Consider the following 10,712-nt stretch of genomic DNA (forward strand, 5'->3'; position numbering starts at 1 on the left):
GCCCAGACCGTCAGCCTTAACGGCAAGCCGGTGCGCGTCGACGACAGCGCCGAAAGCCGCGGCAAGGCCCACGCGGTCTTGAGCGAATGCCTGTCCGACGTGCGCCGCTTCTTCCAGCCGCTGACCGGCCGCGTCTCCCGCTTCTTCGGCGCGATTCCCGACTGGGTACGCAAACTGACGGGCCATGCCAAGCCGGCCGACGCGGCAGCGCCCGCTGCGGCCGCGCCTGCCTCCTCCCATATCGCCAGCCCCATCTTCGCCGGCCAGTTTCAGCAACTGTGCGCGGAATTCACTCAACGCCTGGCGCGGCATGAGGACATGAGCGGCGCCTTCCGCATATCCGACTCCTCCACGAAACAGAACAGCCTTAAACAAGCCATGATGACCGGCGAAGCCGATATCCCATCCTTGTCCAACGTGCAAATGGCAGCTCTGATCAAAGACATCGTCAAAAACCAACTGCCGCTGCCCAACGGCACGGCCTTGGAGGCGATCAGCGCCAAGGATGGACACGATGTCTGCGTAATGCACCGCGACATGCTGGGTCAACTCGACAGCCAGCCGCGAACCTGCGCCGAGGCCGCCATGGCAGTGCTGGCCCATGCCTACCGCGAGGCGGAAGCGCATCCTCAGCCCGCTTTCACCGCCCCCGCTCTGCTGACCTGTCTGACCCTGCACACGGACGACTACCACTACGATAGCCGCTTGAGTCCCTCGGAAAACGTAATGCTCGGCATGCAGCGTTCGGAGACGCAGTCGGATATCCGCAAAGCCATCCTGCAAAGCTGGCTGGACGCCCCGGCCGTCCAGGCGGATTCGCAAGCCACGCCGTAAACGCCATGCCCCGGCCGCCGCTCGCGGCCGGCTTCCATTCACCTGTCCAAAAAGAAAAAAACATGTCCACGCCTTTCCAACACGCCGTCGCCGAACTATGCCAATCCCTGTCGCTCACCCCGCCTGAACAGATGGACGACAGCCTCTTCACCCTGCAAGTGGGCGAACACGCGGTGCACCTGAGCGAGCAACCCGCGCGTCAGTTGCTGATGTTCTGCTGCCTGTCTCCGCAGCAGGCGCAAGCGGACGCCTCGCCGCTGCGGCAGAACCTGTTCAGCGACGATCCGCTCAAGCCGGTGATCGGCCAATCCGCGCACAGCCAGGACTGGGTGCTGTGGAACCGCCAGCCTCTGGCCCATTGCGACGCCGCCGCGCTGCAGCGGCAACTGGAGCGCATCAGCGACTGCGCCGACCTGTGCTGCAGCGCCCCGGAACCGGCGACGCCGTCCTTCGCGCCGCAAGCGCTGCGCCAGCGGCACGCCCGGCTGCACTGCTGAACGGCGCGGCAAGACCAAAACGAAAACGGCCGGGGCCGCCGGTATTCACCGGCCAAGCCCCGGCCGCGCTTGCAAGCGGCGCGCGACAACCGTCGCCTACAAGGCCACCACCGGGAAATCGATCTCGGTGCCGGCGATCAGATTGGCGTAATTGGTCAGCGTGTTCAGCGCCACCGCGGCGATCACCTCCACCAGCAGGCCGTCGTCGACGCCGGCGGCGCGCGCCACGGCCAGGTCCTGATCCGACAACACTCCGCGCTGGCTGACGATTTGCACGGTCAGCCGGGCGATCGCGTCGGTCTGCGCATCCGCGGCCTGGCCGGCCCGCGCCGACTGGATGTCCGCCTCGCTCAAACCCGCGCCCTTGCTCATCAAGGTATGGGCGGACAGGCAGTACTGGCAGGCGTTGGCCTGAGCGGCCGCCAAGGCGATCACTTCGCGCTGGCGCGCGCTGAGCTTGCCCTTGGCCAAAGCCTCGGAGAAGCCCAGATAAGCGTTCAACACCGCCGGCGACTGAGCGAAGGTGGAGAACAGATTGGGCACCATGCCCAGTTTGGTTTTGACGGCGTCCAGAGTGGCGCCCAATTCCGGGCTGGCCTGAGTGCGGTTTACGGTGGGGATGCGGGACATGATGGGCTCCTGGCTCTCAAGTTGAACAACGATAGGGACTGCACGGAAGCCATCATGCAATACAATCGATGTCATATCGTCTCGAAAACTTTGCAGATCGTATCGAAATGGACTTGTTGACGCCCCTGTTGCAGCAAAGCGCGTTTTCCGCGCGCGTGTTCCACCACGGCAATCTATGCCACGTGGTGGATTTCGACCCCGGCGCCATGGCCGGCCACCTGCATTTGTTCAAAGGCGGCCGCCTGAGTTGCACGCTGCGCGACACCCTGGTGCTGGATACCGACCGCCCCTGCGCGCTGCTGTTTCCGCGCCCCAGCGCCCACACCCTGCTGCCGGTGGGAGAACGCGGCGCCGACCTGGTCTGCGCCATGCTGGATCTGGGCTTCAAGACCGGCGGCCCGCTGGCGCTGGCGCTGCCGGAATACCTGGTGCTTTACCTGGACGACGCCCCCAACCTGCGGCCCACGCTGCAACTGCTGTTCGACGAAGCCTTCTCCGAACGCTTCGCCCGCCAGGCGGCGCTGGACCGGCTGATGGAATACTTTCTGATTCAAGCGATACGCGCGGTGATAGACGGCGGCCAAATCCACAGCGGCGTTTTCGCCGCCATGTCCGACCCCAAATTGGCGCGCGCCGTCAACGCCATCCACGCGCGCCCGGAGCGCGGCTGGACAGTGGAACTGCTGGCGGAACAGGCCGGCATGTCGCGCGCGCGCTTCGCCGCCCGCTTCCGCGAGCAAGTCGGCCTCTCCCCGCTGGATTATCTGACCGACTGGCGGCTGGCCGTCGTCCGTCATCAGCTGCGCCAGGGCCAGCCGATCAAACGCATCGCCGCGCAAGTGGGCTACGCCAGCCCCGCCGCGCTCAGCCGGGTGTTTGCCCAGAGGCTGGGGCTGCCGCCCAGCGATTGGCTGAAGCGGCAAGCGGCCTCCTGAGCGGCCCACGCGTGGAACTTTGGAATCCGCCCCCCCATCTGACTCCAGACCGCGGCGATCCCATGGACGCGCCGCGCCGAATCCACCATAGGGAAACATCATGAATGCACCACGCCTCGCCGCCGCCGGCCTGATCTGCGCCGGCCTGTTCAGCCTGCCCGCCCACGCCGCCACGCTGTGCACCCTGCTGGCCGACGCCAAAAGCGGCGACATCCTGCTGCAGCAGGGCAACTGCGAACAACGCCACACCCCGGCCTCCACCTTCAAGATTCCGCTCAGCGTGATGGGCTTCGATTCCGGCTTCCTCCAGAGCGAGCACCAGCCGGCGCTGCCTTATCGGGACGGCTATGTGGACTGGGGCGGCGACAACTGGAAGCAGCCCACCGACCCGGTGCGCTGGTTGAAATATTCAGTGGTGTGGTATTCACAGCAGATCGCCCAGGCCTTGGGCGAGGAGCGGCTGGGCCGTTACGCCGACGCCTTCGGCTACGGCAACGCCGACTTCAGCGGCGACCCGGGCAAGCACAACGGCCTGGAGCGCGCCTGGATCGCTTCTTCGCTGCAAGTGTCGCCGCTGGAACAGCTGGCCTTTGTGCGCAAGCTGGTCAACCTTGAACTGCCGGTGTCCAAGCGCGCGCAGGAACTGACGATGAAGATCGTGGAAACCAGCGCGGCGGCGGACGGCTGGCAGGCTCACGGCAAAACCGGCATGGCTTATCCGCGCAAGGCGGACGGCGAGTTCGACGAGGAACACCCCTACGGCTGGTATGTGGGCTGGGCCAATAAGGGCGAACGCTCGCTGGTCTTCGTGCGCCTGATCCAGGACGACAAGAAAGAGCCGGGCACCGCCGGCGTGCGCTCGCGCGCGGCCTTCCTGGAGGAATTGCCGGCGCTCGCAGCAGCGCCCGCCCCCGCTCAATCCATCAGCCGCTGATACAGATAGACCAGCACCCGCGCCAGTTCCTGCGCGGTCTGCTCCTGGCCGGCGTTGCCGCTATGGCCGCCGGCCTCGGTTTCCAGCAGCAGCGCGTCGTGACCCAGCTCCCGCATCCGCGCCACCATCTTGCGCGCATGCGCCGGGTGCACGCGGTCGTCCTTGGCGCTGGTGGTGAACAGGGCCAGCGGATAGGCCAGATCGCCGCGTAGCCGGTGGTAGGGCGAATACGCCTCCAGCGCCGGCCGTTGCGCCGGATCCTCCGGGTCGCCGTATTCGTCTATCCAGCTGGCGCCGGCCAGCAGCTCGGTATAGCGCAGCATGTCCAGCAGCGGCACTTCGCACACCACCGCGCCGAACAATTCCGGCCGCTGCGTCATGCAGGCGCCCACCAGCAGGCCGCCGTTGCTGCCGCCCTCGATGCCCAGCCTGGCCGGCGCGGTCAGGCCGCGCGCCACCATGTCTTCCGCTACCGCGATGAAATCGTCGAAACCCACTTGGCGGTTCACGCCCTGCGCCGCCTGATGCCAGCCGGGGCCGAATTCGCCGCCGCCGCGGATGCAGGCCAGCGCGAAGGCGCCGCCGCGCTGCAGCCAGTGCGGGCCGAAGTTCTCCACGTAGTAAGGCATCATCGGCACTTCGAAACCGCCGTAACCGTACAGCAAGGTGGGCGTGGCGCCGTCCAGCGGCGCGTCGCGGCGGCGCACCACGAAGTAAGGGATACTTTCGCCGTCCGGCGCGCGCGCCTGCCATTGCTCGGCGACGAAGTCGGCCGGATCGAAAGCCTCCGGCTGACGACGCAGGCATTCCTGCTGGCCGCTGGCCACGTCCAGCCGGTACAGGCCGGTGGGGGTCAGGAAATCGCTGAAGCTGTAGCACAGGATGTCGCTGTCCCAGGGCTGGTCGGCGAACTCGATCACCCCGCCGCTGGGCGTGGGCAGCGCGCGCTCGCGCCAGAGGCCGTCGATCTTGTCGAAGGCCAGCAACCGGCTTTTGACTTGGTCCAACAGATTGACCACTACGCTGGCGCGCGTGGTCTCCACCGACTCCACCGCCAACCGAGGCTGCGGCGCCACCAGCAGTTGCGCGGCGATCCGCCCCTGCCGCAGCGGCTCCAGCGCCACCGCCAGCAGCGCGCCGGCCGGATAGCGGGTCCCGGCGGCGTCCCAATCTTCGGCCAGCTTAACGATCAGGTCGCCGTGCAGATAGGCTTCCAGCTCGGCCTTGGCCGGCAGCGGCAACGCGTGGGTCTCCAGCGCTTCGTCGATCAGATGATAGGTTTTGCTGTAGAAGCTGTCCGAGCATTCGATCAGGTCCAGCGTCGCGCCGTCGGCGTCGAGGAAGCGCCAGGCGGCCACCATCATCGCGTCTTCGCCGGCGGCGAACACCTGACTCCAGGCATGCTGCCCTTCCTCGCCGCGCTCCACCAGCCACACTTCGCGCGGATAACCGGAACGCGTCAGCGGCGCGCCAGGCCAGCCGGGGCAGGCCCAGGCGCTGTCCGGATCGCGCCAGGCCACATGGCTCTTGCCTTCCGGAAAACTGAAACCGTCCGGCCGCCACGCGCCGGCGGCCAGATCGTATTCGCGCGCGATGCCGGCGTCGCCGCCGCCGGCGGTCAAATGCACCATGGCCTGCAAGGGCGCCAGCGTGCAGTGGGACACGCCGTCCAGATACCAGTCCTCGTCGGCGGCTTCGGCCAGCGCGTCGATGTCCAGCACGGTCTGCCAGTCCTGCTCGACGGCGCGGTAGGCCGCCAGCGTGGTACGGCGGTAAATGCCGCGCGGATGGGCTTCGTCCTGGTGGAAGTTGTACAGCCAGCCCTCATGCTCGGCACAGAACGGGATCTGGCGGGTATCGCGCAGGTGGGCGAGGATTTCGTCGCGCAGGCCGGCGAAACGCGGGTCCGCGTCCAGCCGCGCCTGGGCGCGCGCGTTCTGCTCGGCCACCCATTCGGCGGCGGCGGGGTCGTCCAGGTTTTCCAGCCAGGCGTGGGGATCGGGAGCGTTATAGTCGGACATCGGCGTCATCACGGTTGCGGATCAATGGCCGCGAGGTTAGCACCCCGCGCCGCCAACGCCAAACTCGGCGCTAATCCACGCTCCGCGCGGCGGCCTTGAAACGGGCAATGACCTCCGGCGCGGTACCGCGATTGAAGGCGGCGTACAGGGCGCTGTCCAGCTGTGCCAGCTTCATGCCGCGCCGCACCAGCGCCGCGTCCAGCCCCAGAGACTTGAGCTTGCTGCGCATGCCGATCTCGGTGGCGGGCAGCAGGTCGCAGCGGCCGGACACCAGCTTCTTGACGTTGATGCTGGAATCGGAAGTCGGATCCAATCTCGGAAAGCCCTGCGTCTTCAGATACTCTTGCCGGTAATCCCCCAGCACCACACACACCGAGTAACGCTTGGCCGCCGCCAAGGTCGGCGCCTGGATATCCCGGCGCGACGCCAACTGATAGAAATACACGTCGGAATCCAGCAGCTTGACGGCGAAGTTCAGGTGCTTGAGCCGCTCCCGGGTTTTGGCGATGGGAAAGATCGCCGCGCCCGGCCGGGTCTTGGCCTCCTCGTAGGCCCGCGCCCACGGCACCGTTTCAATCCGCGACGGCGGCAGGCCGAGATGGTCCAGAATGGCCAAAACGGGCGCCACCGCCAGCCCGCCGCTGATCCGGCCGTCCGGACCCAGCTCCACATAAGGCGGATCGCCGCTGCTGAACAGCCTCACCTCGTCCAAAGAACCCGCCAAAGCGCCGCCGCAAGCCAGCGCGGCGCAGCAGGCGCTCAGCCATCGTTTCATCCCGCCTCCCTTTTCCACGCCGCAGCGGCTTATTTATAGCCGCCGGGCCTCCGTTCAGTCGGACAACACCCGTTGCAGCGCCTCCACCAGCCGATCCAGATCCTCGCGCCGCACCTGCCAGTGGGTGACGATGCGCATCAGGCCGCCCTCGGGCGGATTGGCCTTGACGCCGGCCTGGCGCAACGCGGCCATCAACTCGGCCACGTCGATGTCGGCGGTGAAGCGGAACCACACCATATTGATGTGCACGTCCTCCAGCTTCACCTCGACGCAGGGCAGCGTCGCCAGCCGCTCGGCCAAGTAGCGGGCGTTGGCGTGATCGTCCTTGAGCCTGTCCACCATCTCGTTCAGCGCCACGATGCCGGGCGCGGCGATGACCCCCGCCTGGCGCATGCCGCCGCCCAGCAACTTGCGGTTGCGGCGCGCGCGGGCGATGAAATCCGCGCTGCCGGCCAGAATGGAGCCCACCGGCGCGGCCAGGCCCTTGGACAGGCAGAACATCACCGTGTCGGCGTATTGGGCGATGTCTCGCGCCTCGCAGCCCAGATGGGCGGCGGCGTTGAAAATACGCGCGCCGTCCAGATGCACCGGCACATGGTGGCGGCGCGCCGCCTCGGCGCTGGCGGCCATCGCCTCCAAGGGAATCACGCGGCCGTTGCAGTGGGCGTTTTCCAGACAGATCAAGCCGGTGCGCGGCCAGTGGATGTCCTCGCCAACGCGGATGCGCTGCTCTATCGCCTCGGGCGACATCACGCCGTCCACGCCGACGATGGTGCGCAGCTGCACCCCGCCTATCACCGCCGCGCCGCCGGTTTCGTGCCAGACGATGTGGCAGCTTTCCTCCAAAATCACCTCGTCGCCGCGCTGGCAATGGGTGAAGATGGCCAGTTGGTTGCCGAAGTTGCCGGTGGGCACGAACAGCGCAGCTTCCTTGCCCAGTTTCTCCGCGGCCAGTTGTTCCAGCGCTTGCACCGTGGGATCGTCGCCGTAGACGTCGTCGCCCACCTCGGCGTTGAACATCGCCTCCCGCATCGCCGGCGTCGGTTGGGTCACGGTGTCGCTGCGCACATCAATCCATTGCATGATTAGCTCCTTCGCTAAGTAGAAATTTCGGGCCCTTGCCGCGGCAAGGTCAGGTAGGCGGCCAAGCCGGCCGCGACGCAGCGCGTCAATTCCGCCTCGTCCGGCGCGTCCTCCAGCGCCAAGCCGTGAATCAGGCTGTCCGCCATTCGCAGCAGGCGCGGCGCGCGCTCGGCGGGCAGGCCGCAACCGGCCAGCCACTCCGCCACGCAGTCCAGCAACGCGGCGTCCAGCGGATTGAACGCCGGCGGCAAATCAAACTGCGGCCACTCCCGCTCCAATACCCGATGCAGCCCGGGCGCGGCCAGATGCAGGCGCAGACAAGCGGACACCAAACACTCCAGCTGCGCTCGCCACGGCAGGCCGGCGCTCAAGCGCAAGGCCTCCCGCGCCGTGGTCAGGGTTTCCTCGCCGTGGCGGCCATGCAGCGCCGCCACCAGCGCCTGTTTATTGGGAAAGTACTGGTACAAAGAGCCGATGCCCACGCCGGCCAGCTCCGCCGCCTTATTGGTGGTCAGCCCGGCATAGCCTTCACGCTCCAGAATGCGAGCCGCCGCCTCCAGAATCGCCGCCACCACGTGGCGGGAGCGGGCTTGACCGGGTTGTTTTCGGGCTTGCGGAATCATGGGCATGCGACGGTCCGTAAGGGCGGAGGGCTTGCGCCGCGGCAACGGAGCCTGCGGCGAGAAGACGGTGACAAAGGCTTAGCAGAACACGAGTTTTACCCGCTGACAAGGGCGGATACATTGAAAGCGACTTCAACCCACCCTGAAAGCGGAACCATGAGCCAAAGCTACGCCTTCTTCGCGCTGCTGCGCGTCCATCCCAACTGGCTGCGCTTGAGCCGGCCGGAGCGCCGGCGATTCGAAACGGAAACCCTGCGTCCGATCTACGCGCGCTATCCGACGGTACGCATGCGCTGGTTCGACGCCGAGGCCTTTACCGCTCGCTGCAGCGACATCGCGCTGTTCGAAACGGAATCAATCAAGGATTTCTATTACCTGATCGACGCGCTGCGCGACAGCAAACTCCTCACCGAGCCTTACTTTGAGTTCGTCGACATTCTACCGGCGGTGGAAGACGGCTTCCGCGACTACGACGCGCAGCTGTCCTCGGGTTGAACCGGCAGCTCCGCCAGGCCGGCAAATACAAACGGCGACCTTGCGGTCGCCGTGTCGCTGCTGCGGGAGGCCGGGTTATGCCCGGCGAGTCCGGCCCGAACGGCCGGTGGGAACACTCTCAGATTGTCAGCAGTGGTTTAGTGGATTCGATACGATTGCTTGATCTCGCTTACGCGGCGCTCGGCCTGTTGAACGGTCAGCGGGCTCATGGTCACATGGGCGCCGCAATGGCAGCGCAACACGCTGTCGGGGTGCAGGGACTTGAGATGATGACGGATTTCATGGCCGCATTCCTCGCAGGCGACCACGACGGTGGCGTTGTAATGCTTGTCCAGATCAATATCGAATCTTTGCTGCTTCATGGGAATCTCCCTTGCGGTGACAAAGGCCGGCCGGCCAGAGGAAGAGCAGGAAGCGCTTCATGGCCGACCTGGAATGAAGGATAGCTCCGACGGCGAAAGGTTCCCAGCAATCAGCCACTTAACTGTGGTTTTTTTGACCGCGGGCAAGCGCCGCGTCGATGGCCGACGCACTGGCCAGTTGCCGGGCCTTGCAGTATCCTTCGCCGATTTGATTGTTGACGATTGCACGCATGGACACCCACAACGCAGATCTGGAACGCCGCTTCGGCGGCATCGCCCGTCTTTACGGGCAGGAGGCGCTGGCACGCTTTCAGGCAGCCCACGTTTGCGTGGTCGGCGTCGGCGGCGTCGGCTCCTGGGCGGTGGAAGCGCTGGCGCGCAGCGCCATCGGCAAGCTGACTCTGATAGACCTGGACAATGTGGCCGAGTCCAACACCAACCGCCAGTTGCCCGCGCTGGACCCCAACTACGGCATGGCCAAGGTTACCGCGCTGGCCGAGCGCGCGCGCGCGATCAACCCGGCCTGCCAGGTGATCGAGATCGAGGACTTCGTCACCGAGGACAATCTGGAGCAGCTGCTGGGCCAGGGTTACGATTTCATCATCGACTGCATCGACAGCCTGCGCATCAAAACCGCGATGGCGGCCTGGTGCGTGCGCCGTCGCCAGCCTTTCATCGTGTCCGGCGGCGCCGGCGGCCAGACCGACCCCACGCTGATCCGGGTGGCGGACCTGGGCGAGGTCACTTACGACCCGCTGCTCTCCAAGCTGCGCTACAACCTGCGCCGTCACCACCAGTTCAGCCGCGAAGCCGGCAAGAAGCTGCACGTTCCCTGCGTGTTCTCCACCGAACAGCTCGTTTATCCGGACACCTCGGAACAACAGGCTTGCGACGCGACAGCGGTGCGCGGCCCGCAGGGGCTGTCCTGCGCCGGCTTCGGCGCGGCGATGACGGTCACCGCCAGCTTCGGCCTGGTGGCGGTGGCTCAGACGCTGAAACAGTTGGCCAAGCCGCCCAAGGTCAAGCGCGGCTAAGAACCTGTTTAATGTCTGCTGCGCTTCGGCGGAATGGATAGAAAGGGGCGTTGAAACCTGCTTAGAAATGCTCATTTACCGTGTGTACACTCCGCTTTCTCAGCTGCTTTCGCCTTGTCCCGCCTTAGCTCGCGAGATCGTAAACACGTTCTAAAAACCATAGAAACACCAACCATGAAAAAAGCACCGCCTCGGCGGTAATGCCGTTCACTTAAGCAAGTGAACGGCATTTTTCATGGTGCGAATCTTGCTCATACTTCGCTCATGTTGACTCACTCATTTCCGTCCCTATGGTTGGCAAGGCTCACAAACACCCCGATTTCTCTGCCCTTTCTCAGAAAATTGATCCTCAATGGATCGTCCGCACTTGGCGTGGGTTAGCCCGTTATGCCATCGATGGCAGCACCCTCCGAACCTCCGACACGCCGGAAAATCGCCAGCACTTTGGTGCTCAGGTCTATGCCTCGGGCGTTGTGGCAAGCTACCCCC

Annotated in this window: 13 protein-coding genes; 7 read left to right on the top strand and 6 right to left on the bottom strand. The window is 65.7% G+C overall.

Annotated features, from left to right (window positions below):
- Together HA052_RS26135 and HA052_RS26140 are read left to right on the top strand one after the other, a co-directional pair.
- On the top strand, positions 1-834 hold an 834-nt coding region (locus HA052_RS26135; protein WP_166454283.1), incomplete at its 5' end, for a hypothetical protein.
- 62 nt (positions 835-896) lie between these two features.
- On the top strand, positions 897-1,331 hold the full coding sequence (locus tag HA052_RS26140) for a CesT family type III secretion system chaperone (RefSeq protein WP_166454284.1): 435 nt from the start codon (positions 897-899) through the stop codon (positions 1,329-1,331).
- Between the two features lie 96 nt (positions 1,332-1,427).
- Here HA052_RS26140 and HA052_RS26145 read toward each other — a convergent pair whose 3' ends face one another.
- Complete coding sequence (locus tag HA052_RS26145; protein ID WP_166454285.1) at positions 1,428-1,961, bottom strand: carboxymuconolactone decarboxylase family protein; 534 nt, start codon at positions 1,959-1,961, stop codon at positions 1,428-1,430.
- 113 nt (positions 1,962-2,074) lie between these two features.
- Between HA052_RS26145 and HA052_RS26150 the strand changes: the two genes are divergently transcribed.
- Entirely contained in the window at positions 2,075-2,896 is an 822-nt protein-coding gene (locus HA052_RS26150; RefSeq protein ID WP_206119064.1) for a helix-turn-helix domain-containing protein, read from the top strand.
- A 100-nt stretch (positions 2,897-2,996) separates the two neighbouring features.
- The gene (gene blaOXA, locus HA052_RS26155; RefSeq protein WP_081548895.1) at positions 2,997-3,830 is read left to right on the top strand and encodes a class D beta-lactamase; all 834 of its coding nucleotides are present in this window, start codon (positions 2,997-2,999) and stop codon (positions 3,828-3,830) included.
- Here the strand turns inward: blaOXA and HA052_RS26160 are convergent.
- The 4 genes from HA052_RS26160 to HA052_RS26175 all read right to left on the bottom strand — a co-directional run bounded on the left by HA052_RS26160 (position 3,812) and on the right by HA052_RS26175 (position 8,338).
- The gene (locus tag HA052_RS26160; protein ID WP_166454286.1) at positions 3,812-5,851 is read right to left on the bottom strand and encodes a prolyl oligopeptidase family serine peptidase; all 2,040 of its coding nucleotides are present in this window, start codon (positions 5,849-5,851) and stop codon (positions 3,812-3,814) included. The two genes, blaOXA and HA052_RS26160, sit on opposite strands and share 19 nt — an antisense overlap.
- A 70-nt stretch (positions 5,852-5,921) precedes the next feature.
- Positions 5,922-6,626 (bottom strand): substrate-binding periplasmic protein, encoded by a 705-nt coding sequence (locus tag HA052_RS26165; protein WP_166454287.1) that lies wholly within the window; start codon positions 6,624-6,626, stop codon positions 5,922-5,924.
- 54 nt (positions 6,627-6,680) lie between these two features.
- The gene (ltaE, locus tag HA052_RS26170) at positions 6,681-7,709 is read right to left on the bottom strand and encodes a low-specificity L-threonine aldolase (protein ID WP_166454288.1); all 1,029 of its coding nucleotides are present in this window, start codon (positions 7,707-7,709) and stop codon (positions 6,681-6,683) included.
- Between the two features lie 14 nt (positions 7,710-7,723).
- Complete coding sequence (locus HA052_RS26175) at positions 7,724-8,338, bottom strand: TetR/AcrR family transcriptional regulator (protein WP_166454289.1); 615 nt, start codon at positions 8,336-8,338, stop codon at positions 7,724-7,726.
- A 150-nt stretch (positions 8,339-8,488) separates the two neighbouring features.
- Here HA052_RS26175 and HA052_RS26180 point away from each other — a divergent pair, with 150 nt between their 5' ends.
- Positions 8,489-8,827, top strand: coding sequence for a darcynin family protein (locus tag HA052_RS26180; RefSeq protein ID WP_081548903.1), 339 nt, complete (start codon positions 8,489-8,491; stop codon positions 8,825-8,827).
- A gap of 137 nt (positions 8,828-8,964) precedes the next feature.
- On the opposite strand, the gene HA052_RS26185 is transcribed toward HA052_RS26180, so the two are convergent.
- Entirely contained in the window at positions 8,965-9,189 is a 225-nt protein-coding gene (locus HA052_RS26185) for a hypothetical protein (protein WP_081548905.1), read from the bottom strand.
- Positions 9,190-9,419: 230 nt separating this feature from the next.
- Here HA052_RS26185 and tcdA point away from each other — a divergent pair, with 230 nt between their 5' ends.
- The gene (gene tcdA, locus HA052_RS26190; protein WP_166454290.1) at positions 9,420-10,223 is read left to right on the top strand and encodes a tRNA cyclic N6-threonylcarbamoyladenosine(37) synthase TcdA; all 804 of its coding nucleotides are present in this window, start codon (positions 9,420-9,422) and stop codon (positions 10,221-10,223) included.
- A 290-nt stretch (positions 10,224-10,513) separates the two neighbouring features.
- Positions 10,514-10,712 (top strand): hypothetical protein (locus HA052_RS27480; RefSeq protein WP_206119065.1); only part of this gene is annotated, 199 nt, incomplete at its 3' end.

The sequence above is a fragment of the Chromobacterium fluminis genome (genome assembly GCF_011602385.1).
In the GTDB taxonomy this organism is placed as follows: Bacteria; Pseudomonadota; Gammaproteobacteria; order Burkholderiales; family Chromobacteriaceae; genus Chromobacterium; species Chromobacterium fluminis.

Excerpts from the sequence above, each read along its gene's own strand:
- HA052_RS26185 (WP_081548905.1), bottom strand. The coding sequence starts at position 9,189 with ATGAAGCAGCAAAGATTCGATATTGATCTGGACAAGCATTACAACGCC.
- HA052_RS26180 (WP_081548903.1), top strand. The coding sequence starts at position 8,489 with ATGAGCCAAAGCTACGCCTTCTTCGCGCTGCTGCGCGTCCATCCCAAC.
- tcdA (WP_166454290.1), top strand. The coding sequence starts at position 9,420 with ATGGACACCCACAACGCAGATCTGGAACGCCGCTTCGGCGGCATCGCC.
- HA052_RS26140 (WP_166454284.1), top strand. The coding sequence starts at position 897 with ATGTCCACGCCTTTCCAACACGCCGTCGCCGAACTATGCCAATCCCTG.
- ltaE (WP_166454288.1), bottom strand. The coding sequence starts at position 7,709 with ATGCAATGGATTGATGTGCGCAGCGACACCGTGACCCAACCGACGCCG.
- HA052_RS26160 (WP_166454286.1), bottom strand. The coding sequence starts at position 5,851 with ATGTCCGACTATAACGCTCCCGATCCCCACGCCTGGCTGGAAAACCTG.
- HA052_RS26145 (WP_166454285.1), bottom strand. The coding sequence starts at position 1,961 with ATGTCCCGCATCCCCACCGTAAACCGCACTCAGGCCAGCCCGGAATTG.
- HA052_RS26175 (WP_166454289.1), bottom strand. The coding sequence starts at position 8,338 with ATGCCCATGATTCCGCAAGCCCGAAAACAACCCGGTCAAGCCCGCTCC.
- HA052_RS26165 (WP_166454287.1), bottom strand. The coding sequence starts at position 6,626 with ATGAAACGATGGCTGAGCGCCTGCTGCGCCGCGCTGGCTTGCGGCGGC.
- blaOXA (WP_081548895.1), top strand. The coding sequence starts at position 2,997 with ATGAATGCACCACGCCTCGCCGCCGCCGGCCTGATCTGCGCCGGCCTG.